The organism is Klebsiella sp. GG_Kp175 (assembly GCF_040062325.1).
Lineage (GTDB): Bacteria > Pseudomonadota > Gammaproteobacteria > Enterobacterales > Enterobacteriaceae > Klebsiella > Klebsiella quasipneumoniae.
On sequence record NZ_JBEAFX010000011.1, the window covers coordinates 101,211 to 124,764 of the forward strand.

Genomic DNA, 23,554 nt, shown 5'->3' on the forward strand with positions numbered 1-23,554 from the left:
ATACATAATTCTTGTTTGCCATTGCCTTCACCCCAGCACTATCTTTTGCCGCAGACGTCTTAACAGGCACAACCCCGGGAGAGATCATGGCCACCTTGCAGTGGGATCACGCAGTACAGTTTGTGAATCAGCCGGAAGCGGCGATTGAAATCTTTGCCGGGCAGCAGCTGCGGGCGGCGGTCGGCGGGCGCCATCCGGGCTGGGGAACCCGCAATGCGCTGAGCTATTTTGGTCTGACCTATATCGAATTCCTCGCCATTTCCGACCCGGACGAACTGCGCGCCGCGACGGACAGATTTCTGCTCTCGCGGGATGCCGCGCGGTTGCTGCCGGAGAACGAAGCGCTGTTACGCGTCGCGCTGCGCAGCGACGACATCGACGCCACCCATGACCACTTGCGTCGCAAGGGGCTGGCGGTGTCACCGATTGTCGATGGCCAGCGCCACGATCCGCAGGGCAATGTCATCCGCTGGCGGATCTTCACCATCGATGGCGACACCGACGGGCTGGTCTTTCCCTTTGTGCTGCAGTGGGGAGAAGACGACGAGACCCGGCTGGCGCGGCTGCGCGCTCAGGGGCTGGACGTGCCTCATCCGCTGGGCGACATTGTGCTCGAGCAGGCGGTGTTCGAGGTGGACAATCCGCAGGCGGTGCGCGACCGCTGGCAGGCACTACTGGGCTTCCCGTCACAGGGGGAGCAGGGGCTGGACGCGGGCGGCCAGTGGTTTATTTTTCGCCAGGGACCCGCCAACCAGCTGGCCGAGCTGGTGTTTCGCGTCGCCAACCCGGCGCTTAAGGGGCAACGCTTTCGCGTCGGCAACGGCGTGTATCGCTTTATATAAAGGCTGACGCTAGCGTACCGTAGCGCGCAGTGCCCCCGGCGGCTGGCCGGTGATGCGTTTGAAAGCCCGGCTAAAGGCCGCCAGCGACTGATACCCGAGGCTGAAGGCGACTTTTTCCAGCGCCTGGCCTTCGTGGGTGATGTACTGCACCGCCAGCCGCATACGCAGCTCGGTGAGATAGCGGGCGGGGGTGGTGCCGGTGGCGGCAAGAAAACGCTCGGCGAAGAGAGAGCGCGACAGCCCCGCCTCCCGCGCCAGATCTTCCACTTTCCAGTTAACGCCCGGACGCTGATGCATGGCGTAGATCGCTTTCGCCAGCCGGGGATCGCGCAGGACCTGCACCCAGCCGGTGGCGTTACCGCACCCGCAGGCCACCCAGCCGCGGACTATCAGCGCGGCCACTACGTCCGCCAGTCGGGCGAGGATCCCGGCATAGCCCGCCTGGCGGGTGAGCGATTCCCGCTCCATCGCCGCCAGCAGCGGCTGGATCTCCGGCCAGGTGTTGAGCAGGCAGCTCACCCGCATCACTTCGGGCATGGCCTTCACCAGCGGCTGCATGCCGCCGAGTTCAAAGTCCATACAACCGCTGAAAATCACGGCGCGCTCCGGGCAGTCAGGCTGGCCGCCAGCGTTGATACAACTTACCGTGCTGCACACCGTTTCGCTGTTCAGCTGCGCCACATTCACCACCGCGGCCTGCGGATCGGAGAGCAGCGCGTGCCCGTCGCCGTTGGGAATAAACAGCGCGTCGCCGCTCTCCAGGGTGAACTGTTCCCCGCTGGCCATGCGCAGCAGCACCGGCCCGCGGCTGATGAAATGGAACTGGGCTTTGCCCGCCACGGCGCTAAAACCGACGCCAAACGGGCGGGAGGTCTCGATGCGCCGGTAATTCACGCCGGAGAGGCGCATACCGCGCAGCAGTTCGCTGGTTAGATCGATAGTGGGCTGGCTCATGGTAATTCCGGACGAATAATCAATAACTGAAGAGTATGCATCATATATCGTCCAGTGGTAAGCCCCTAAGATGACCAGGATGTTAATAAACCTGGAGAGATGTATATGACTTCCTGCATAGCTGCTGACGCGAGCCTGTCACCCGTCAGGCCTGCCTGGCGCGCCGTCTATGCCCTGGCCCTCGGGGTGTTCGGCCTGATCGTGGCTGAGTTTCTGCCCGCCAGCCTGTTAACGCCGATGGCCAGCAGCCTCGGCGTCAGCGAAGGGATGGCCGGGCAGGCGGTGACCGCCACGGCGTTAGTGGCGTTAGTCACCGGCCTGCTGATCGCCACCGCCACCCGCAATATCGACCGCCGCTGGGTGCTGATGTTCTTTTCCGTGCTGCAGATTGTCTCCAGCCTGATGGTCGCTTTTGCCGGTTCGCTGGCGTTTCTCCTGCTTGGTCGTCTGCTGTTGGGGATCGCCATCGGTGGTTTCTGGGCGATGTCCACCGCCACGGCGATGCGTCTGGTGCCGGCGGCCCATGTGCCGAAAGCGCTGGCGATCATCTTTTCCGCGGTGTCTGTCGCCACGGTGGTGGCCGCGCCGCTCGGCAGCTACCTCGGAGAGCTGATCGGCTGGCGCAACGTGTTTATTCTCTGCGCGATACCCAGCCTGCTGGCGCTGCTCTGGCAGCTGTGGGTGCTGCCCTCCATGCGGCCGGAAAGCGTTGGCACCTTCTCCACGCTGTTCAGGGTGCTGCGCCGTCCCGGTATGCTGGGGGGCATGCTGGCGTCGATCCTGATTTTCAGCGGCCATTTTGCCTTCTTCACCTACCTGCGACCGTTCCTTGAGACCGTCGCGCAGGCCAGCGTTGAAGGCGTTTCGCTGATTTTGCTCGGCTTCGGTGTCGCTAACTTTGTCGGCACCTCGGTGGCGAGCTATCTGCTGAGCCGCAGCCTGCGTCTGACCCTGGCGCTGGTGCCGCTGATGATGAGCGTCCTGGCGCTGCTGATGGTGACGTTTGGCCATCTGTCCGTGCTTGACGGGTTGCTGGTCGCCCTGTGGGGATTTGCCTTCGGTCTGGTGCCGGTGGCCTGGTCCACCTGGCTGGCCACCACCGTGCCGGATGAGGCGGAAAGCGCAGGCGGTCTGCTGGTGGCCTCTATTCAGCTGGCCATCAGCGCCGGCGCCGCCGGCGGCGGGGCGGTGTTCGATCTGCATGGCGCCAGCGGCGTCTTCACCGGCAGCGGTTTGCTACTGTTGACCGCGATGGTCGTGGTCTTCACCGCCGTGCGGGTGAAACCGGTCGCCAGCGCCGAGCAGCCGGAGACCGGCCGCTTATCCCGCGAGATCGATAACTAAATTGGCCGACAGACTGCGGGAGCAGCACAGCGCGATATGCTGCTCCGCGGCCTGTTTTTCCGCCTCCGACTGCACGGTATCCCGGTGGTCTACCGTTCCCTCCCGCACCGGCGTCAGGCAGGCGCCGCAGATCCCCATCTCGCAGGAGAGCGGCACCTCAACGCCATGCTCCTGCAGCACCCGGGCGATGGTTTTGTCCCCCGGGACCGGCCAGCGCTCACCGGTGGAGGCGAGGGTGATGGTGAAGGTGCCGTCCTCCGCCGACGCCGCCGTCGGGACGGTCGGCTGGAACGCTTCGCTGTGCAGTTGCGTTTCCGCCCAGCCGGCCGCCAGCGCGGTGTCGCGCACCTGGGCCATAAACCCCGGCGGTCCGCAGAAATAGACTCGGGTGTCGGCGTCCGGCGCGCCCAGATCCTGCGCCAGCCGCAGGCGCGGACTCTGCCCTTCGGCAGAGCTGTGGATCAGGCAGGTTCCGCCGGTGAGCTGGCTGGCGATCTCGGTGGCGAAGGCGGCCTCCTGCGCGCGGCTGACGTAATAGTGCAGCGTAAAGCTGGCGCCGGACGCCGCCCGCGCATGGGCCATCGCCAGCAGCGGCGTAATGCCGATCCCGGCGGCGAGGAGCACCACGTGGCCACCCCCGTGCAGGGGAAAGTGGTTGCGCGGAGCAGAGATCAGCAAGGGCTGCCCCGGACGCAGGGTGTCATGAATATAACGGGAGCCGCCTCGCGACTGCGCCTCGCGGGCGACGCAGAGCAGATAGTGATCCCGTCTGGCCGGGCTGCCGGTCAGCGAATACTGACGGATCAGCCCGCAGGGGAGATGGAGGTCGATATGGGCGCCGGGCGCCCACGCCGGCAGCGGTTGCCCATCGGCGCTCACCAGACGAACGGCCAGATTTTTCGCGCCCTGGCGCCACAGGCCATCGACCACCACCGGGAGTATGTCGCGCATAAGACCTCCACTCATACCAGAAAGAAATCGCCAAAGCCCATCTTCTTCAGCCCGCGCCGGTAGGCGATAGAGCTGCGGTCTGCCGGAATATGCGCCTCCAGGGTCAGATCCAGCGGCAGCCGCTCCGGGCGCTGGGTCTCAACCATCAGGCGGTCCTCCTCAAACACCCGCAGGTTGAACGCATGAACGTCTTCCACCGGCACATGCAGGTCAAAATTGCGGGCGATAGGGGCAAACATTCGCGTTACGCGCGACGACACCGGCGAGGCGGCGTTCATGATCACCAGCTTCGCATCGGCAGGGAAATGGATGGTCAGCGTGGCGGTGAACGGCAGATGCATTTCAAAGTGACGCAGCCACTGGAACCCTTCCGGCGCGCGGAAATCGGAGCTGGCCGGGTAATTGCCTACCGAGCTCCAGTAGTCGGCAACAAAGCCGAACGGCGTCTCCTGCGGGGTGTAGTCCGGCACCTGTTGGTTGTCCGGATCGGCGAAGGTCTCGGTGTGGATCCACGCGAAGTGGGCGACATCGAGAAAGCCTTCGACCTGGCGGCCGGCAAAGCCCTTCACTTCAAAGGCCGGACAGTTGATTTGCTGAAAGCCGGCGTCGTCCCAGTGCGGCATGGTCGGTAACGGCGGCGGATTGTCCGGATCGCAGGCCAGGCAGGTCCAGATCAGCCCGTAACGCTCCTCCACGGCGAAGCTGGTGAGATGCAGTTTGGCCGGAATGGGTTGCCCCGGACTGGAGGGGATGCGGTTGCAGCGGCCATCCTCGCCAAAGCGCAGGCCATGATAGGGGCAGACGATGCCTTCTTCTTCATGAAACCCCAGGGTCAGCGGGACGCCGCGGTGCGGGCAGACGTCGCGGGCGACCACCACCTGGCCTTTTATACGATAGATAACCAGCTGTTCGTCCAGCAGGGTGGCTTTCACCGGAGCGCCGTCAATATCGCAGGCGCGGGCCACCGGGTGCCAGCAACGGGCCAGCCGCAGCCAGTCTTCCGGATCGAAGGTGCAATGGGCGGGGGGCGTGGGGGTGGTTGTCTTCATGATTTCTCTTCCTGCTCACATCGGTGATTGTTTTATTGTTGTGAGATTATTGTTGTCATATTAGGGTGTTCACATCCATCACCATTAATTCACTCTGCTGTTGCAAAAAAGAGTACAGGGGCACCATGAGTCCATTTTCCCGTTTCGCCCACTATTTCATCGCCGTGGCTCGCTGCGGCAGCCTGCGCCGGGCCGCCGAGCAGCTGCATATCTCGGCCTCGGCGATTAACCGCCAGATCCTGCAGGCCGAGGAGGCCTTCGGGACGCCGCTGTTCGAGCGGCTGCCGGAGGGACTGCGGATGACCACTGCGGGTGAACTGCTGTATGACAATCTGTTGCGCTGGCAGAAGGAGTTTCGTCAGACCCGGCAAAAATTTGATGAGCTGCAGGGGATGAAGCGCGGGAGCGTCAGCGTCGGCATGGTGCAGGCGCTGGCGGAAGGCGGCTTCGCCGCCGCGCTGGCGGAGATCATCGCCCGCTGGCCGTGGCTGGAGCTGGATCTGCAGGTAGCCGACAGCCACACCGTCAGCCAGAAAGTGCGTCAGGCGGATCTGGACGTCGGTCTGATCCTCGATCCGCAGGGGCAGGCCGGACTCAGCGTGCTGGCCTTTGCCGAACTGGAGGTGGGGATTGTGATGCGCCCGGACCATCCTCTGGCGGGGGCGAAGGCCCTGTCTCTGGGCGAGCTCAGCCTGGAGCGGCACATCGTGCCCGGCGCGCCGCTGATTGTTCATGAGCGTGTTGCGCTCCTCTATCGCCACCATGACTTTGCGCCGGAGAATACCATCAGCTGCAATGATATTCGACTCATTAAGTCGCTGGTGCTGCGCGGCAGCGGCGTGACGCTCCTCAGCCTGCTCGACGTGCTGGACGAGGTTCAGCGCGGACAGCTGGCCTTTATCCCGCTGCGCAGTACGCTGCTGCGGCCGCTGACCCTGGCGCTGTGCACCGCGCCCTCGCGTCAGCTATCGCGTCCCGCGCAGATGGCCATTCAGACGCTGAGCGCGGTGATTGAATCCATGGCGACCGTCAGCCCAGCGGCCCGCTGAGGATGGTGTCGCACATGCCGTTGATAATCCGTTCGCCGGTCTCTTCCCGCAGCTCCTGGTACCAGGCTTCGGTGAGCTGCATATCCTTACCGTGGGTGATATCGCAGCGCTTGCGCGCCTTCAACACCAGATCGCGAACCCGATCGCAGCGCTGGGTTTCATACTCGCGCAGGGCGGCGTCAATATCGCGGGTCTGGCGGAAAACGGCGCCCAGCACCACCGCATCTTCCATCGCCGCACATCCCCCCTGGCCAATATCCGGGGTGGTGCTGTGTCCGGCGTCGCCCAGCAGCGCGACGCGACCGCGCACCAGGCGGCTGAACGGTTCGATATCGTGGATTTCAATACGGTTGGTGGTCTGCGGGTCAAGGGCGGCGATCAGCTTCTGCACCGGCGGCGCCCAGCCGGCAAAGTAGCGGCTGAGGTCAGCGCGCAGGGTGTCACGATCCTCGGCCAGACCCGCCGGCAGCGGCACATCAAAGAAAAAGTAGAACCGGCCAGCGGAGACCGGCATCAGAGAGACGCGCTTGCCTTCGCCGACAAAGGTGGTCCACTGATCGCCGGGTGCCAGCGCTTCATCTATTTCCACCAGACCGTTCCAGTTGACGTAGCCGGCGTAGCGGCGCTGCGGGGTAAAGCCGAGCACCCACGGACGCAGCGCGGAATGGCTGCCGTCGGCGGCAATCAGCAGATCGCCGCTGGCGCTGCTGCCGTCGGTAAACCACACCGTCACGCCGTCGGCGTTTTCTTCACAGCGGGTGACGCGTTTGCCGAACTGCACGCGCTCCCGTCCCCAGAAATCCAGCATTTCCCGCTGCAGCTCTGCGCGGGATACCGGGCAGGGGCGGCTGCCGGTGCGTTCGATCAGCGGCGCGAGGCTGAACTGGGTCATGTTCTCGCCGCTGCGGAAATCGCGATACGCCATGCGGCGCAGCGGTCCGCCGAAGGTTTCCATGATATCGCCCATGCCGAGGTGGGCCATGCATTTCACGCCGTTGGGCCATACGGAAATCGCCGCGCCGACCGGTTTGATCTCTTTCACCGCCTCATAGACGTCGCAGTCGATCCCCGACTGTTTGAGCGCCACTGCCGCACTTAAGCCGCCGATGCCCGCGCCAATCACGATTGCTTTCATTTTTTTCTCCTTCTCCAGATGTAGGCACTGACTACAGCAATTTGCGTACCAGTTCGCCGGAGGGAGGAAAACCGCCCGCCAGAGGCACAGCGGCAGGTCATGGCGCACCACCTCGGTGCAATGTGATGCATTGGTTGCCTTTTTATGAATCAAAAGTTTCTGTATGTTGCATTAAGAATCTATCGTTTCATAAGCCTGGTTCAGCAGCGGAGGGAAATGATGCATCATTCGAATAATTTAAGTTGATGATTTTGAAGTGTTAATAAATTTATTCGTGCGCTTTTGTCGTCTCTGGCCTGCTTTGTGCAGTAGCCCATGCACTTCTCTTTGCTACGGGATAACACCATGTCTGACGAACATCACAGCGGCCTGCTTTACGGCCTTGAACAGCGGATCCCACCGCTTCCGGCCTTTTTTAGCGCCCTCCAGCATGTGCTGGCGGGTCTGGTGGGGATCATCACGCCGCCGCTGATCATCGGCGCCACCCTCGGACTTGGCGACTGGCTGCCGTATCTCATCAGTATGTCGCTGCTGGCTTCGGGTATCGGTACCTTTCTGCAGTCCAACCGGGTCTGGGGCATTGGCGCCGGGATGATCTGCATGCAGGGCACCAGCTTCGCCTTTCTGGGCGTGGCGGTAGCCGGAGGGATGTGGGTGAAAGCGCAGGGCGGCGGGCCACAGGATATTATGGCGATGCTGTTTGGCGTTAACTTTGTCGCCGCCCTGGTGCCGGTGATTGTCAGCCGCTTTATCGAACCGCTGAAGAAAATCTTTACCCCTATCATTACCGGCAGCGTGATTGCGCTGATCGGCATCAGCCTGATCAAGGTCAGCGTCATTAACTGGTGCGGTGGGGAAAAGGCGCAGGATTTTGCCAGCATGAGCAATATCGCGCTCGGGGCGGGTACCCTTGGCGTTATCGTCCTGCTGAGCTGCGCCAAAAACCGCTGGCTGCGGCTCTCCTCGGTGGTGGTGGGCATTGCCGTGGGCTGTGTGGCGGCAGGGCTGAGCGGTCAGTTCCATCTTCACAGCCTGGGCGATACCCTGTTTCGCCTGCCAACGCTGTTCCCGTTTGGCTTTCAGTTTAACAGCGCGATATTTCTGCCGGTGGCGCTGGTGTCGCTGGTGTGTATTCTGGAGGCGGTGGGCGATCTGACGGCCAACTCGCTGATTTCACAACAGTCTGTTGACGATCGCGCTTTCCGCAACCGGCTGAAGGGCGGTATCCTGGCGGATGGCGTCAGCTGCATGGTGGCCGCAATGCTCAGCGCCTTTCCAAACACGACTTTCGCGCAGAACAACGGCGTGATCCAGATGACCGGGGTGGCCAGCCGCTATGTCGGACGCTACATTGGCGTAATTCTGATCCTGCTCGGGCTGTTCCCGCCGGTGGGCGAACTGTTGCGGCAGATCCCGGCGCCGGTGCTGGGGGGCGCTACGATGGTGATGTTTGGCTGCGTGGTGGCGGCCGGGATCCGGATCATTACCCAGAACCCGCTCACCCGACGCGATGTGCTGATCGTGGGTCTGGCGTTTGGTGCGGGTCTTGGCGTGGAGTCGGTGCCGGCGTTTCTCAGCCATTTTCCGCCGATGGTCGGCGATCTGTTCGGTTCCGCGGCCACCAGCGGTGGGCTGGTGGCGATAGCGCTGAACCTTGTTCTGCCGCAGGAGCAGGCGGCGACGAAAACGATAAGGAGTCAGGATGATCGCGCTGAGTCAGTTTAACAGCCTGAGTGGCGATGAGGCAGGGGAGCTGCTGGCTCCCTGTGTGGCGATCCCGGCCTGGAGCGATAAGCTGGTGAACTTGCGCCCCTTCGCCAACCGTGAAGCGCTGCTGCAGGTCGCCCGGGAAGCGATGGGCGACTGGGGAGAGAACGATCTGAACGCGGCGCTCAGCGCCCATCCGCGGATCGGCGAAAAACCGAGCGGCAGCCAGGCGCACGCGACGATGTCGCGCCAGGAGCAGTCGGCGGTGGACAGCGATAATGAAAGACTGGCGCAGGCCCTGCGGGAGGGGAATGCCCGCTACGAAGCCCGCTTTGGCCGGGTGTTTTTAATCCGCGCCAAAGGGCGCAGCGGCGAAGAGATTCTGCAGGCGCTGACGCGCCGGCTGCAGCATACCGCTGACGAAGAAGTGGCTGAGGCGCTTGCCCAGCTGCGGGAAATTACGATGTTAAGACTGGAAGGAGCGATTGGCGAATGAGCACCCTGAGCACCCATATTCTGGATATTTCCACCGGCACGCCGGCTGAAGGCGTCGCGGTCAGCCTGAGCCGGGAGGGCGAGACCCTGGCGAACCTGGTGACCAACGCCCAGGGGCGTATCGCCAGCTTCAGCTCCGCGCCGCTGCCGGCGGGGCGCTACCGTTTAACCGCGGAAACCGGGGCGTGGTTTGCCCGTGCCGGGCGCGATAGCGTTTTTACCCGGGCGCAGATTGATTTTGTCATTGGCGAGGCGGCAGAGGACCATTTCCATCTGCCGTTTCTGATCGCCCCGGGCGGGTGGTCGACCTACCGCGGCAGCTAAGCCCGGCTGCGCGTTGCCCGAGTGACAGCCATTGCCGGGCGGTGCTGCGCTTGCCCGGCCTGGATGATGATGAAACTGGTAGCGACAGCCCGTAGGCCCGGTAAGGCGCAGCCGCCACCGGGCAGACCACGTTGCTCCGGCTGCCATCCCTTCTGCTTTATCCCTACGTAAGGATAATCATTGACCTATCCCCACCAGGGGATAAACTTGACATTATCCCTTGCAGGGTATAAAACCAGTTTTATCCCGATAGGGGGATAAATGATGGTGAGGAACAAGGCGATGAATTCCCCGCAGATATACAGTCCGGTTCAGCTGGCCAATTACCTGAAACTGCTGCGCCAGCAAAATCACTGGACTCAGGAGGCGCTGGCCAGCCGGATCGGCATTAAACAGGCGACGCTGTCCAATTTTGAAAATCACCCCGACAAAACCACCTTAACCACCCTGTTTAAGATCCTCCAGTCGCTGGGGGTGGTGATGACCCTGAACGCCAAACCGGCAGAGACGGCGATGATTCCCGATAACACCACGGATCTTGACTGGTAATGGCGACGCTCACCACCTGGATGAACAATGCGCGCGTGGGAACCTTAACCCGCCAGGCCAACGGGGCGCACAGTTTCCGCTATGATGAGGAGTGGCTGCGCAGCCCGCGCGCCAGACCGCTCTCCCTCTCGCTGCCGCTGCAGTATGGCAATATTACCGCCGACGCGGTGTATCACTATTTTGATAACCTGCTGCCCGACAGCCCGCAGGTCCGCGAGCGGATCGTCAGGCGCTATCAGGCGCGTTCGAAACAGCCGTTCGATCTGCTGGCCGAGGTCGGGCGGGACAGCGTAGGGGCGGTGACTCTGCTGCCGCCGGGGGAAGAGGCGCATCTTGCCGCGTTGCGCTGGCAGACGCTGGATGAGGCGCAGCTGACCGCTTTGCTGACCGCCTACCAGTCGGATATTCCTCTCGGGATGGTGACCGGCCAGGACGATTTTCGGATCTCGGTGGCCGGCGCTCAGGAGAAAACCGCGCTGCTGCGAATGGGCGAGCACTGGTGTATTCCGCAGGGCACCACCCCGACCACCCATATCATTAAACTGCCCATCGGCGAGATAAAGCAGCCCAATGCGACGCTGGATCTGCGTGAAAGCGTGGATAACGAATATCTGTGCCTGGCGCTGGCCAGGGCGTTGGGCTTGGCGGTGCCGGAGGCGGAGATTATCAACACGCCGCGGATCCGTGCGCTGGCGGTGACCCGCTTCGACCGGCGCTGGGCGCAGGAGGGGCGCGTGCTGCTGCGTCTGCCGCAGGAGGATCTGTGTCAGGCATTCGGCATACCGTCGTCGATGAAATATGAGTCTGACGGCGGGCCGGGTATCGCCGCGATCATGACCTTTCTGCTGGGCTCCAGTGAGGCCCTGAAAGATCGCTATGACTTTATGAAGTTCATGGTGTTCCAGTGGCTGACCGGGGCAACGGACGGGCATGCGAAGAACTTCTCGCTCTTTTTGCTGCCCGGCGGCAGCTACCGGCTCACGCCGTTCTACGACATTATTTCGGCATTTCCGGTGCTGGGCGGGACGGGACTGCATCTGCGCGACCTGAAGCTGTCGATGGGGCTCAATGCCACAAAAGGGCGGAAAACGGAGATTAACGCTATCTATCCGCGTCATTTTCTGGCGACCGCCAAAGCGGTTAACTTCCCCCGGGAGCAGATGCTGGCGATCCTGGGCGAGTTTGCCGACCGCGTGCCGCAGGCCATCGAAAGCGCCCGCCGGACGCTGCCGTCGGACTTTTCCGCCCACGTCTGGCGGGCCATCACGGAGAACATGCTTAAACTGCACGCCCGCCTGCAGCAAGGGCTGCTGGCGGGATAGCGAAGCCGGTTGGCGGTTAGCTCTGCGGCGGCCCCCAGCGGCTGCGCAGGTAGTTAACCGCCTGGCGGGTCTGCGGCTGATTGAGGTTGTTTTCGCGGAACAGGATGGTGCCCTGGATCTGCGGCAGGGACTCATTGAGGTCGAGCTGTTTTTTCAGCTCCGGCACGCCGCCATCCACCGTCCAGTCAGGTTCATTTTTGGACGGTTCACCCACCTTGTACAAGGCCACGCCGATATACAGCCGGGTATGCGTCGGCTTGACCACCTCGGCCCACCAGTTGGCCAGCACATCGTAGCGCGCCGCATCGCGGGCAAACGGCCAGTAAATCTGCGGGGCGATGTAGTCGAGCAGCCCCTGCTGCACCCAGCTGCGGGTATCGGCATAGGATTCATCATAGGCGGCCGCGCCACGGGTATCAGACCCCGCCGGATCGTGGGAGCGGTTGCGCCACACCCCGGCCGGGCTCACGCCAAACTCGACGTTCGGATTGAGTTTTTTAATGGTCGCGGAGACCTGGGCAATAAGCTGCTGAGTGTTATGCCGCCGCCAGTCGCCCTTCGAGGCATAGCCCTGCCCGTAACGACGGAAGGTCTCGTTGTCGTTAAGCGGGGAAGAAGCGGTTTCGGTGTAGAAATAGTCATCGAACTGCACGCCGTCAATCGGGTAGTTCTGCACCACTTCAGCGACAATGCTGGTGATCCAGTCACGCGCTTCGGGAATACCCGGGTCGAGAACAAAGCGATCGCTGGCGGTGCGGATCCAGTTACGGTGCAGGACGAACACGCTGGCCGGCACCTGAGTGAGGGTGTTGTTCAGCTCGGCAATCGTCGACGGTTTGGTGTTGACCGAGACGCGGTAAGGGTTAAACCATGCGTGGACCTTCATGCCGCGCTTGTGCGCTTCATCCAGCATAAACTGCAGCGGATCGTAGCCGGGGTATTCGCCGATTTTGCCGGTCAGCATATCGGACCACGGCAGAATATCAGACCGCCAGAGCGCCGTACCGTCCGGTTTCACCTGGAAAAAGACGGTGTTGATCCCCAGGCGCTGCAGATTATCGAGTTTGGCGATCAGCGCCAGCTTCTGCTGGGTGATGCGGCTTTCCGGCGTACTGGCGATAATTGACCCGACCGGCGGCCAGTCAAGGCGCGAGACGGTGGTCAGCCAGACGCCGCGTACCGGCTCCCGGTGCGTCTGACCGGCTTTAACGGCCGCGCTCTTCGGCGGCGTGACGAGGGATTTGGGGGCCTTACTGGTGCAGCTGAACAGCATGCCGGCGGCGATGAGCGCCGCGCCTGCCAGCGCCACTTTGCTGGCTAGGGGGAATCGACGAGAATGGCTGATGATGAACTCCCGTGTAATCAGATCGTCGCGTGTAGCGGCTATTCTCTTACGATTCGCTGGCCAGAGCAATTCCTTGATAGGACTGTTGACATCAGGTGGGAGAGGTCAGTCGGGCTCCCACGCCAGAATATCGCCAGGCTGACACTCGAGCGCCTCGCAGATGCGCGACAGGGTATCAAAGCGGATGCCTTTGACTTTACCTGACTTGAGCAGCGACAGGTTCTGTTCGGTAATGCCTACAAAGGCCGCCAGCGCCCTGGACGTCATCTTTTTTTCCACCAGCAGTTTGTCCAGATTCACCACCACAGCCATCGTTAAATAAACTCCTTATTCTCTTCTTCCGCACGGATCCCGTGGAGCATGGCGTGAAATGTCACAAACAGCAAGCTTCCTGTCAGCAGCAGCACCCCGTCGCTGAGCAGAAACACCACCTGGTAATAAGGCTGCGGCCACCAGGCGAGCAGCGGGATCAGAAAGCGGCACACCGGCAACAGGATCCCCATGCCCACCATGGCCAGAGCGATGTAACGAACGCTGTGCGCCAGGGAGAGGCTGAGCACGCTGCGCTGGCGGACGCTACGGGTTACCTTCATGCCCTGCCAGATAGCAAAGGCAAACAGGGAGGCCGGAAGATACAGCAGGGCCAGCAGCAGCAGGCTCCTCACCATCCCCGGCGCCCGGGCCGGGTTGTCGGTTAACGGCACTTCAGCAAAGTGCAGCAGGGTGGAAAGAAAATATCGTTCGCCGGTAAAGAAAATCCACAGCGGCACGATCAGGGCGAGCATAAAAAAGAGGGGCAGTATGCCGCTAATAATAGCCAGACTCAGCCGGGTTCTGGATTGCTTCACAATTTACCTTCCTGATTGATGAGAATAATTAAAGCACCAGCCGCGTCAAGCATGACATAAGGGCCACGGCGAAGACAACGCTCATCGCCCGGACGCCGCGTCGACGGCTGGCAAACCACGGACGGGTCCAGACGCGGTAGAGGCTGAGGGTGATGAACGATGCCTGGATGGTCCAGGTCAGCATCCGAAACAGGTAGCCCATTTTGCCGAGATTCTGCAGGGTCTGGAAAACCTCGGCGAGATAAATAACCCCGGTCACCAGCAAAACATAATTGAGCAGGCGTATTTTTCGCTGCGCCAGCCAGTCGCCGGAAATAAACAGGATCACCGACAACAGCGTTAACAGCGCCCAGAGGATGTCAATTCCGTTCATTACGCGCCTCCTGTTCATCAGGGGTGGCAGCCAGTAAGAGCTTGATGGCAGGCCCGATCACCGGCCAGGCGGTATCGGAGAGGATCACTACCGCGGTCTGTCGCTGTCGGTCGAAGGCCATCATTGCCGCAAAGCCGCCACTCTGCCCGTCATGCCAGACGATCTCCCGTCCGCGGACGCGGGTAGTGAACCAGGCATAACCCACCCGGGAATCGGGATCATCGGTGGCGAACAGGGGGGGCATGCCTTCACTGCCCGCCAGGTTTCCTGCCAGCAGCGCCTGGGCATATTTCGCCATATCGACAATCGTGGCGCGTACGCCGCCGGCGGGGGCGAAGGCGTCCATCACCCATGGCTGCTGAGGGAAACCAGAGGCTGACCAGCCCACGGTAAACGTCGGCGAGGCTGGGGTATTCTGCCGGGCCACTTCCGCGTCCTGCATTCCGGCGGGGGCAAAGACCCGTTGCGCCATCAGTGTGGCAAAATCGCGATGAGACGCCCGCTCCAGCGCCAGTCCGAGCAGGGCAAACCCGGCGTTGGAATAATCAAACCATTTCGTCGGCTGCAGAGTGGCCTGGTTCATCATCGCGATCAGCGCGGGTCGATCGTAGCGCCAGGGATTCTGCCGCCGGGCAATGTCGCTCAGAATAGCCAGCCGCTGCCCAACCGACGCGGTGAGCGGTGGCAGTCCTGAACGGTGAGAAACCAGTTGCTCCAGGGTAACGTCCCGCACCGGGCTGACAATCTCCGGGACCAGCGCCGACACCGGCGTCTGCGCGGTGACTTCGCCGCGGCGAATAGCCTCCAGCAGCAGGCTGGCGGTCATGGTTTTGCTCAGGCTGGCGATCTCATACTGCGTCGTATACTCGCTCCCCCACAGGCCGTAACGCACCCCCTGAGGCGTAATCAGCGCTGCGGCGACCTGTCCGCGGGCGCCATTGAGCAGGGGCGTTAATATCGAGACCAGCTGTTTATCCCCCGTCGTCCGGGAGCTGGGGGGATGAAAGCCGGGCTGCAGGGCGATCCCCGCCGCCACAATGACGGTAAAAACCAGCACAGCGGCAATGATCTGTCTGTCCCGGCGATAGCTGTTCCAGCGCATGTTTTCTCCTTAACGCGGTACGACATCCAGGTGAGGGAATACCGTTTCTCCCTGGTGTTAAAGTGAGCGCAGGTTAGCCTGGTGTTTATCGTTTTACAATAAATTTTTATCGTTTTATGATTAACTTTATGAGGAGTAAAGCAGACACACCCGGCGCGGTGTGGAGAACGCGGGGGGCAATAGAGGCCAGGGGATAAAGTGCGCTGACGAAGGGCGGTACTCGCCAGCGAGAAATGTCGGCTATGCCGATATACCGGGAGAAGAAAACTTAGCGGATCCGCGACTGCTCGTCGTCGCGTAGCGTCAGCACCTCAAATCCGTTGGCGGTGACGGCCACGGTGTGCTCCCATTGCGCGGAGAGTTTTTTATCGCGGGTGACCACCGTCCAGCCATCCTTTTTGGTCTTGATACGACTGTCGCCCTGGTTCACCATCGGTTCAATAGTGAATACCATGCCTTCCCGCAGCACCGCGCCTTCACCGGGCCTGCCGTAGTGCAGCACCTGCGGCTCTTCATGCATTTCCTGACCGACGCCGTGACCGCAGTATTCTCTGACCACGCTGTAGCCATGGTCCTCGACCCAGCGCTGAATGGCATGGCCGATGTCGCCCAGCGTCGCGCCGGGTTTCACCACCTCAATGCCTTTCCACATCGCTTCATAGGTGGTCTTTACCAGCCGGCGAGCCAGCGGGGAAACGTCGCCTATCAGGTACATCTTACTGGAGTCAGCGATCATGCCCGCTTTCTCGAGGGTGATATCAACGTTAACGATCATCCCGGAGCGCAGATGCTCGGTCGCCTTCGGGATCCCATGGCAGACCACATCGTTAATTGAGGTGTTCAACACATAGGGAAAGTCGTATTGCCCCTTGCTGGCCGGGCGGGCGTGCAGCTGGTTGACGATAAAATCTTCCACTCGATCGTTGATTTCCATCGTCGTCACGCCGGGGACGATAAAGGTATCCAGCATGGCAAACACCGATGCCAGCAGCTGGCCGGCATGGCGCTGGCGCGCGAGCTCATCGGCGGTTTTAATGATTATTGATGGCATTGATCACCTCCAGCAGACGGTCAGAGCCGGATTTCAGCATCAGCAGTTTGATCTGCTGGTGGTTAAGCTCGGGGTAGAGTTCGCTCATCATGCCCAGGCGGATCCAGTATTCCGCCTGGGCATTAACGGAGCGGGACATGGCTTTGCTGGCATCACGAATGTCATCGTGCAGCAGATCGGAGATTTTGACGATTCCCATAGAAACAGACCATATATGATTCGTAGATGTATCGTATACAAACCAGCGCGGGATGTCCTTGGCATTTTGTGGCGTGGGTGACGAGCGTCATGCAAAAAAGCCCGACCAGCGGGCTTATTTACCGTATTTTTACAGGTTAAAAATTCGCGCGGCTCACCATGGCGAAAATTACCCATTAGGTTATCGGTATGCGGAATGAAAATAACATGATGACGACGCATCAATATATTTTATGCAGGTGTTAATTTTGCGTATGAATATTCTCCCGTCAGGCCGGGAATCCGGGGAATTTACAGCGCGTCAGTGAGTTTATCCACCACCACTTTACCCGCATTATCGAACTGCGTAATGCGGAAGCTGTCGCTCCAGGAGCGGCGGGTGGTGAAGCGGTCAAACAGGGATACCCGGCCTTTACGCTGGCCATCTTTACTTAAAATAACCCATTCAGTTACCGAAGAATAATGCTGACTATTGTCATGACGACTCTGTTGTTCAACCAACCGATCTTCTTTTTCCACTTTTAAATAATCACGCAACATATTTAACCTCCATAGAAAGTATTATTAACATTACTCCTTTTATTTATTCTTTCAATCAAACTTTTTAATCAATAAAAGTAACTATTAGTGGGCGACCTAAGTGCGAAAATCGCCGAGGTTATCCCCCCGAAGGTGGCCTGGTCCACTACGCTTAACAGGAGTGTCCGCCGCGCGATCGGCGGTTGTCCGGGCCGGAAAGGCGACCATAAAACACCTTAACCTTGTATTCATTATGGGCGTGATTCTGTTATATCTAATGCGTTTTGCCACGACCGAGCCACAGAGAGCGCTGTACCATGAGTAACGATCACCTGACGGACATTGCCTATCGCCACTTTATTGAAAGTGTTAAAGATTATGCCATCTATATGCTGAGCGCCGACGGGACGGTCATTAGCTGGAATGAGGGCGCCCGCCGGGCAAAAGGGTACCTGAGCGATGAGATCATCGGTCGCTACTTCGGTCTCTTCTATAGCGAAGCCGAACAACTCTCCAGGGTGCCGGCGAATAATCTGCAAATTGCCCTGCGTAGCGGGCAGTTCGAAGGCGAAGGCTGGCGGTATCGTAAAGATGGCTCCCGGTTCTGGGCGCATGTCATGATCAATGCCATCCGCGATGAGCAAAATAACCTGCTGGGCTTTGCCAAAATTACCCGCGACATCAGCGAACAGAAGGCGATCAATGACCGCATCGCGTGGATGGCGCGTTACGATGCGCTGACCGGTTTACCCAATCGGGTGGAGTTCTTTGAGCGGGTGGAAAAGCTAATCACCGGGAATGACGCCCGCCGCTTTGCCGTTTTCACCATCGATTTAGATAAGTTTAAAGAGATTAACGATCTGCAGGGCCATCTTATTGGCGATCAACTGCTGCAGCGCGTGGCAGGCGCCGTACTCAAAACGCTGCAGAAGGAGGAGATGGTCGCCCGCTTCGGTGGCGATGAGTTTGTGGCCGTCAAACCTTTTGCCGATGAAAGCGAGGTGGACGCCTTTGCCGCCCGTCTCTGGCACTGCTTCAGCGGTAAGCAGACGTTTGCCGCGACGGAAGTGATCCTTTCCGCCAGCATGGGTATCTCCGTCTACCCGGAGGACGGGACGGATATTAATACGGTTCTGAGCAATTCCGATCTGGCCATGTATCGGGCAAAGAGCAGTCTCGACCACAAAATTTGCTGGTACGAACGCGAGATGGACGACAAGACGCGGCAGCGGAATATGATGGCCGCCGACATCCGCCGCGGTATTCAGGCGGGGGAGTTTTCGCTTCACTATCAGGCGATCCGCAATATTAAAGATCGTCGCATCACCGGTTATGAAGCGCTGTTGCGCTGGCAGCATCCTCAGCTGGGCGCTATTCCGCCGGACGTGTTTATTCCCATTGCCGAAGAGAGCGGCGCCATCGTGCCGTTAGGCTACTGGGTGCTGGAGCAGGTGTGTAACGAAGCGCTGAAAAAGGGTCTCAACAGAAAAATTTCGGTCAATATCTCGCCGGTGCAGCTGCGTCATCGTAGCTTTATCGAAAAAGTCCGCGAGATCCTGATGCGTACCGCCTATCCGGTCAGCCTGCTGGAGTTTGAGGTTACCGAGACGGCGTTTATCGTGAACAAGCAGCTGGCATTCAGCGTCCTGCATCATCTGCAAAAGATGGGGATCAGTATCGCACTGGATGATTTCGGCACCGGCTACTCCTCCCTGAGCATGCTGCGCGATTTTCATTTCGACGTCATCAAGCTCGACCGCAGCTTTATGCTGGATGTGGAGAGCAATCCCCAGGTCCGCTCATTCGTGCGGGCCATTATTTCGCTGGGCAACTCGATCAATACGCCGCTTATCGCCGAGGGCGTGGAAACCGCAGGACAACTGCAGATCCTCGAAGAGGAGGGATGTGACGAAATGCAGGGGTTCCTGTTCGGCGAGCCGGTCGATATTAAACACCTGCCCGATCAGCGCTGAATCGCCCGCCGTCCGCTGGTGGGCGCAAGGTCATCACTGATGCGCAAGCGCTGCCTGCCCGGAAAGGTGCAGCAGCGCGGAGCGCAGGGAGACCTCGAACATCTGACCATGGGTCAGCCCAGGGTAGCGCCAGAAGGCCACCCGCAAGCCGTTGTCCGCCAGTTGCTGTTGGGTCTGACGCAAAACCGCCAGGGAAGCCACGTGCCCGGACGGCTCTCCAGGGGCTTTGCCATCCCCCTCCAGCAGATACAGCGATTTCCCGACGAAAGCCGCGGCATCGATGTTGTTGCTGTCTTTAAGCGGAGACTCGAGTGCCTGGCCGAGCGACGGGCTGGTGGAATAAAAGATATGGAACAGGTCGCTCTTACGCCACGCGTCGAGTACAAACAGTCCGCCATAGGAGTGACCCCAAATAGCGCGCTGGCGGGGATCGATTTTCAGCTTAGCTTCTGCTTGCGGAACCATCGTTTCGCTCAGCAGCTGGCGAAACAGGTCATTACCCCCGGTTTTTCGCGGCGGCAGCGCGGATTTTCCGGCGCGAGGTTGATGCGTCTTAAGCGGCGGAGTGTAATCCCAGGCCCGGGCTGCGGTATCGAAGGGCAGCGCCGTCTGGTAACCAATAGCGACGATGACCGGCGGGGAACCAGCGGAGAGCTGTTGCAGAAACGCGTCGTTGAGTTTATCCATCACCGCGTTGCCGTCCAGCATATACAGCACCGGATAACCGGCGGCCGGCGGCGCTTTATCCGGCACCGCGGTCCACACCCGGTAATGGCGTTCGCCATCGGCAGAGTCGTACTGGCGCTGGGTAAAATGATAGAAAGCTGACCCTTTGTCCGCAATATTCGGCCCCAGCGGCTGCAGATCCGGCCGGGCGAAACTGCCGCTGCTGTAGAAGAGCGCGGCGCCTATCGCCAGCGTCAGCAATCCGTGCGCCTGCCGCGCTGTGATGATCCCTGAATCCTGCTTCACCTCGTCTGTCCCCCATTTTCTGTCATCTGGCGTTTTGCCTGGGCTGACACGTTAGCATAGCTTCATTGATAATGGTTCTCATTTCTTTTCATGCGCGCTGTAGCAGGCTGCATGCCGCTAAGGCTGGTGGCGGAATCAGTCTAACTGGAGGAGAGATGGCCGCCTGTCGGCGGCCGTGAGAGAAAAGTCAGGACCGATCGTGAAGGGTGCTAAGCAGTTTTTTGACCAGCGGGGTAAGCGCCATAAACAGCAGCGCAATAATGACAATCAATAAGATAGTCAGACCTTTATGGTGATTGATAAGCACCAACAGCATTGCCAGCGTCATGGGCATGCTCCTTTAATAACGGTATTCAGCGCCGCTGAGGTGAATGAAATTCAGTAGAATGGTCATCACCACCCAGGCCAGCAGCAGAAAGCGTCGTCTGTCGCGTCGCGCTTCCAGGGCGGCGAAATAATTAGCGCTATACCAGGTCGATATAATAATAGCCAGCGTGATGATGACCTGCCAGACCGCCTGACGATAGCCTGTCACGATGCTTATCCCGCGAAAGCAGAGGACGATCGCGATACCATTAAGCGCGTTACACATCAGCCATCCCCACAGGCTTGCGGGCCGGCTAAATAAATATCCAAATCGTAAAACCAATGTCGTATACACCTTTCCAAAATAATCGCGCTGTAAAATGCATTTTAACGCTGGAGGCAGTATTGATATAAATCAAAACTAATGGGATAGCGCAGGAATCACTGGCGCGCGGCACTCACGGCCTGAACAGCAAAGCAAAGAATGCAAAGACTTTTAATGTTTAACATGCTGTTTTTATTAGTCATTTTTCCATATTGAATAAGAGCTGTCGCATAATAAATAGAGTTGATAGCCATTCGATATGCGTTAATTTCCCCAGTTATTATTGTGAGTGACGTGATAACGGAGAAAATTAGATTTTTCGTAATGCTTGCTTTCTGCGAGACCAATAAAATAGGGCGTTGGCCGGGGCAGAGCCCCGGCCGGTGGCGCACTTAACGCGGTAGCGCGTTATGCTGGAGGATCTTCAGGAAGTCATTTTTGTCGGAGATTAATGACAACGCATTCGCGATCAGCTCATCGCTGAATATTGAGGCTATTTCTTTGAGCACGTCAATATGCTCTTTCTCTTTCGCAATCACGCCAATGGCAATAAACATCACGTTGCCGCGATCCCAGATAACGCCATCAGGAAACTGATAGATCTCAATCCCGGTTTTAAGAATGATATCCGTCGCTGATTTCGGCAGATGCGGCAGGGTGATGCCATTGCCCAAAAAAGTGGAAACCTGATGTTCACGCTCCAGCAGAAAATGAACGCACTCCTGATTGACATAGCCTTTGGCTTTACACTCTGCGCCAATCATGGCGATGACTTCCGCTTTATTACTGGCCTTGCAGCCGATGTGCAGATTATCCAGCGTGATGTTATCGATCATAGCCAACCTCCCTGGTGAGACGAGTAGATTTTTTATCCTCATGATTCGCTGACAGCTCCGCTTCTAACTGCTCCAGCGATTTATTGGAGGTCTCCGGCAGGGCGAACACCACGAACAGAATCGCCAAATAGTTGATGGCCGCGAAGATAAAGAAGACCGGCCCAAGGCCCAGTTTCGCCTGCAGCAGCGGGAACAGGTAGCTGACCACCGCGTTCATGATCCACATGAAAAATACCGAGATCCCCATCGACAATCCGCGGAATTTCAGCGGGAACAGCTCGGCTAATACCACCCAGGTGATAAAGCCCATCGAACCCTGCATCACGCCGACGAACAGCGCGCCCAGCAGCCAGATAGCGGTGGCTTTGAGGTCGCCCACCAGGGTGTAGTCGACCGCGGCGATAATCAGGTGCAGCGTGGCCATAATGGCGAAGCCGTAGATAATGATCGTCTTACGCTTAAAACGATCGACGAGAAACAGCACGCCAATCAGCATACCGCCGACGGAGAAGACGCCGTTCAGCACGTTACAGATCAGCGAGGTACGCTCTGAGAAGCCGGCGGCACTCAGGATTTCCGTGCCGTAATACATAATCACATTCACCCCGGTGGTTTGCTGCAGCGCGGCCCAGGTAATGCCCACCAGCAAAATTTTGAGGATCCATGGCGTTTTGAGGATAGTGGTGAAGGTGTTCTGGGTGCTGTACTTATTGCCGGCTTCAATTTTGATCAGGGTGGAGATGTCGTCGAATTCTTTCTGCGCGCGTTCCGCCGGGCGGATCTGTTTGAGAATATGCAGCGCTTCCTCGTGGCGGTTTTTGCTAATCAGCCAGCGCGGACTTTCCGGCGCGCGCCACATGCCAACAAACAGGCAGATAGCGGGGATCGCCTGCACCAGCAGCATATAGCGCCAGACGTCCGGCAGATGGCCCCAGATGATGCCAATGATCGCGTTAATGGCAAACGCCGCCAGCTGGCCGATAACGATGGCGACTTCATTCAGGCCGGTCAGCTTACCGCGCATCTCGGTGGGCGCCACTTCAGAAATAAAGGTGGGGGCGGTGACCGAGGCGCCGCCGACGGCGTAGCCCAGCAGGGCGCGGGCAATCAGCAGGGTAGTGATATCGGGAGCCGCGGCGGAAAGCAGGGCGCCGATAAGAAAAACAAAGGAGAGGAAGAGCAAGTATTTGCGCCGGCCGAAGTAGTCGGCGAACTTACCGCCAAACACGCTGCCCAGCGCGGCGCCGATCAGCAGGACACTCATTACCAGCCCTTCGGTGGTCGGGGTCAGCGCCATGTACTGCTTCAGTGAGGAAAAGGCGCCGTTGATAACGCCGGTGTCGTAACCGAAAAGCAGGCCGCCGAAGGTGGCCACTAAGGTGATCTGATGAAGTCGTTTTCTCTGTTGCTGGTTCAGGTTTGTTATAAATGACATGGTAGTCCCTTTATTTTGTTGAACGACACAAGATAAAAATACATCTCCCCAGTCAGGATTTATCACGCCTGTGTTGTCGTATCTAACTGAATTAAATGATTTTCTTCTTTGTGTAATTGCTCAGCACAAGGCAGGGTACGCTAAGCAATGGCGGTCAAAGAGGTTTACGGCTTGGTGTTGGCATGGATGTCGTCGATATCCGTTCTCCTTTTCGGGTTAGCGGTCTTCAGTGCGTCGGCAGCGCCGACGTTGGCCGCAGGACAGCGCCCTGGTGTGGCACGTTGCTGTCGTTCCGGCGATTTACCGTGCTAAGAATATGGCACAAAGAAATGGAATGAGCATGCTACAAGATCACATTATGAAAATTTAATTTCAAACTGGTGTTGCAGGAAGGTAAATGCATGAAGCGAATCACAATGGCATACGGCGCTATATCCCTATGAAATGCGGGTTAAATTTGCGAGTTAGTAATAATGATGTTGTTTTCAGTGGGTTAATGTAACTCAAAGAATACAACGCAGATCACATTTTTACGCCATAATATCGAAGA

General features: G+C 59.1%; 26 protein-coding genes. 9 read left to right on the plus strand and 17 right to left on the minus strand.

Features of this window, described 5'->3' with window-relative positions:
* Positions 1–86 precede the first annotated feature (86 nt).
* Positions 87–842, plus strand: coding sequence for a VOC family protein (locus tag ABLU73_RS16265; RefSeq protein WP_032456028.1), 756 nt, complete (start codon positions 87–89; stop codon positions 840–842).
* A 9-nt stretch (positions 843–851) separates the two neighbouring features.
* Here ABLU73_RS16265 and ABLU73_RS16270 read toward each other — a convergent pair whose 3' ends face one another.
* Positions 852–1,796, minus strand: coding sequence for an AraC family transcriptional regulator (locus ABLU73_RS16270; RefSeq protein WP_004205934.1), 945 nt, complete (start codon positions 1,794–1,796; stop codon positions 852–854).
* A 105-nt stretch (positions 1,797–1,901) separates the two neighbouring features.
* Between ABLU73_RS16270 and ABLU73_RS16275 the strand changes: the two genes are divergently transcribed.
* Positions 1,902–3,140 (plus strand): MFS transporter, encoded by a 1,239-nt coding sequence (locus ABLU73_RS16275; RefSeq protein WP_032426164.1) that lies wholly within the window; start codon positions 1,902–1,904, stop codon positions 3,138–3,140.
* On the opposite strand, the gene hpxE is transcribed toward ABLU73_RS16275, so the two are convergent.
* Positions 3,117–4,091, minus strand: coding sequence for a molybdenum cofactor-independent xanthine hydroxylase subunit HpxE (gene hpxE, locus ABLU73_RS16280; RefSeq protein ID WP_043519551.1), 975 nt, complete (start codon positions 4,089–4,091; stop codon positions 3,117–3,119). The genes ABLU73_RS16275 and hpxE overlap by 24 nt on opposite strands.
* Before the next feature lie 11 nt (positions 4,092–4,102).
* Entirely contained in the window at positions 4,103–5,140 is a 1,038-nt protein-coding gene (gene hpxD / locus ABLU73_RS16285) for a molybdenum cofactor-independent xanthine hydroxylase subunit HpxD (RefSeq protein ID WP_004205930.1), read from the minus strand.
* Between the two features lie 125 nt (positions 5,141–5,265).
* Between hpxD and hpxR the strand changes: the two genes are divergently transcribed.
* Positions 5,266–6,189: a LysR family hpxDE operon transcriptional regulator HpxR gene (gene hpxR / locus ABLU73_RS16290; RefSeq protein ID WP_004205929.1), complete on the plus strand. Its 924-nt coding sequence runs from the start codon at positions 5,266–5,268 to the stop codon at positions 6,187–6,189.
* Here the strand turns inward: hpxR and hpxO are convergent.
* Positions 6,170–7,324, minus strand: coding sequence for an FAD-dependent urate hydroxylase HpxO (hpxO, locus tag ABLU73_RS16295; protein WP_043519552.1), 1,155 nt, complete (start codon positions 7,322–7,324; stop codon positions 6,170–6,172). The genes hpxR and hpxO overlap by 20 nt on opposite strands.
* A 345-nt stretch (positions 7,325–7,669) precedes the next feature.
* On the opposite strand from hpxO, the gene ABLU73_RS16300 reads away from it, so the two are divergent.
* The 5 genes from ABLU73_RS16300 (at position 7,670) to ABLU73_RS16320 (ending at position 11,721) form a co-directional block, all read left to right on the plus strand.
* Positions 7,670–9,049: a nucleobase:cation symporter-2 family protein gene (locus tag ABLU73_RS16300; RefSeq protein ID WP_017900377.1), complete on the plus strand. Its 1,380-nt coding sequence runs from the start codon at positions 7,670–7,672 to the stop codon at positions 9,047–9,049.
* Positions 9,027–9,527 (plus strand): 2-oxo-4-hydroxy-4-carboxy-5-ureidoimidazoline decarboxylase, encoded by a 501-nt coding sequence (uraD, locus tag ABLU73_RS16305; RefSeq protein ID WP_017900378.1) that lies wholly within the window; start codon positions 9,027–9,029, stop codon positions 9,525–9,527. The genes ABLU73_RS16300 and uraD overlap by 23 nt, the downstream gene beginning before the upstream one ends.
* Positions 9,524–9,850: a hydroxyisourate hydrolase gene (gene uraH, locus ABLU73_RS16310; protein WP_053810395.1), complete on the plus strand. Its 327-nt coding sequence runs from the start codon at positions 9,524–9,526 to the stop codon at positions 9,848–9,850. The genes uraD and uraH overlap by 4 nt, the downstream gene beginning before the upstream one ends.
* A 282-nt stretch (positions 9,851–10,132) precedes the next feature.
* Complete coding sequence (gene hipB / locus ABLU73_RS16315; protein ID WP_004205921.1) at positions 10,133–10,399, plus strand: type II toxin-antitoxin system antitoxin HipB; 267 nt, start codon at positions 10,133–10,135, stop codon at positions 10,397–10,399.
* On the plus strand, positions 10,399–11,721 hold the full coding sequence (locus tag ABLU73_RS16320) for a type II toxin-antitoxin system HipA family toxin (RefSeq protein ID WP_064187239.1): 1,323 nt from the start codon (positions 10,399–10,401) through the stop codon (positions 11,719–11,721). Before hipB ends, ABLU73_RS16320 begins: the two co-directional genes overlap by 1 nt.
* A gap of 16 nt (positions 11,722–11,737) precedes the next feature.
* On the opposite strand, the gene ABLU73_RS16325 is transcribed toward ABLU73_RS16320, so the two are convergent.
* The 8 genes from ABLU73_RS16325 to ABLU73_RS16360 form a co-directional block, all read right to left on the minus strand.
* Positions 11,738–13,030: a glycoside hydrolase family 10 protein gene (locus ABLU73_RS16325; RefSeq protein WP_023318214.1), complete on the minus strand. Its 1,293-nt coding sequence runs from the start codon at positions 13,028–13,030 to the stop codon at positions 11,738–11,740.
* 141 nt (positions 13,031–13,171) lie between these two features.
* Positions 13,172–13,378, minus strand: coding sequence for a helix-turn-helix transcriptional regulator (locus ABLU73_RS16330; protein ID WP_004205917.1), 207 nt, complete (start codon positions 13,376–13,378; stop codon positions 13,172–13,174).
* 2 nt (positions 13,379–13,380) lie between these two features.
* Positions 13,381–13,914 (minus strand): hypothetical protein, encoded by a 534-nt coding sequence (locus ABLU73_RS16335; RefSeq protein ID WP_053810394.1) that lies wholly within the window; start codon positions 13,912–13,914, stop codon positions 13,381–13,383.
* Between the two features lie 28 nt (positions 13,915–13,942).
* Positions 13,943–14,287, minus strand: a complete 345-nt coding sequence (locus ABLU73_RS16340; protein WP_004205915.1) for a hypothetical protein — start codon at positions 14,285–14,287, stop codon at positions 13,943–13,945.
* Complete coding sequence (locus tag ABLU73_RS16345) at positions 14,274–15,389, minus strand: serine hydrolase domain-containing protein (protein WP_163619165.1); 1,116 nt, start codon at positions 15,387–15,389, stop codon at positions 14,274–14,276. The genes ABLU73_RS16340 and ABLU73_RS16345 overlap by 14 nt, the downstream gene beginning before the upstream one ends.
* A gap of 268 nt (positions 15,390–15,657) precedes the next feature.
* A complete protein-coding gene (map, locus tag ABLU73_RS16350) occupies positions 15,658–16,440 on the minus strand; it encodes a type I methionyl aminopeptidase (protein WP_023289670.1) in 783 nt (260 codons plus the stop codon).
* Positions 16,421–16,639 (minus strand): ParD-like family protein, encoded by a 219-nt coding sequence (locus ABLU73_RS16355; protein ID WP_002904808.1) that lies wholly within the window; start codon positions 16,637–16,639, stop codon positions 16,421–16,423. Before ABLU73_RS16355 ends, map begins: the two co-directional genes overlap by 20 nt.
* 290 nt (positions 16,640–16,929) lie before the next feature.
* Positions 16,930–17,178: a hypothetical protein gene (locus tag ABLU73_RS16360; protein WP_004205912.1), complete on the minus strand. Its 249-nt coding sequence runs from the start codon at positions 17,176–17,178 to the stop codon at positions 16,930–16,932.
* Positions 17,179–17,474: 296 nt separating this feature from the next.
* Between ABLU73_RS16360 and ABLU73_RS16365 the strand changes: the two genes are divergently transcribed.
* A complete protein-coding gene (locus tag ABLU73_RS16365) occupies positions 17,475–19,130 on the plus strand; it encodes an EAL domain-containing protein (RefSeq protein WP_264924078.1) in 1,656 nt (551 codons plus the stop codon).
* Between the two features lie 33 nt (positions 19,131–19,163).
* Here ABLU73_RS16365 and ABLU73_RS16370 read toward each other — a convergent pair whose 3' ends face one another.
* The 5 genes from ABLU73_RS16370 to ABLU73_RS16390 form a co-directional block, all read right to left on the minus strand.
* Positions 19,164–20,102 (minus strand): alpha/beta hydrolase-fold protein, encoded by a 939-nt coding sequence (locus ABLU73_RS16370; protein WP_032426155.1) that lies wholly within the window; start codon positions 20,100–20,102, stop codon positions 19,164–19,166.
* 187 nt (positions 20,103–20,289) lie between these two features.
* On the minus strand, positions 20,290–20,430 hold the full coding sequence (locus ABLU73_RS16375) for a hypothetical protein (RefSeq protein ID WP_004205909.1): 141 nt from the start codon (positions 20,428–20,430) through the stop codon (positions 20,290–20,292).
* Positions 20,431–20,442: 12 nt separating this feature from the next.
* A complete protein-coding gene (locus ABLU73_RS16380) occupies positions 20,443–20,694 on the minus strand; it encodes a hypothetical protein (protein WP_004205908.1) in 252 nt (83 codons plus the stop codon).
* Between the two features lie 431 nt (positions 20,695–21,125).
* Positions 21,126–21,569 (minus strand): PTS sugar transporter subunit IIA, encoded by a 444-nt coding sequence (locus ABLU73_RS16385; protein WP_004205906.1) that lies wholly within the window; start codon positions 21,567–21,569, stop codon positions 21,126–21,128.
* Positions 21,559–23,004, minus strand: a complete 1,446-nt coding sequence (locus tag ABLU73_RS16390) for a sugar porter family MFS transporter (protein ID WP_017900389.1) — start codon at positions 23,002–23,004, stop codon at positions 21,559–21,561. Before ABLU73_RS16390 ends, ABLU73_RS16385 begins: the two co-directional genes overlap by 11 nt.
* Positions 23,005–23,554 lie beyond the last annotated feature (550 nt).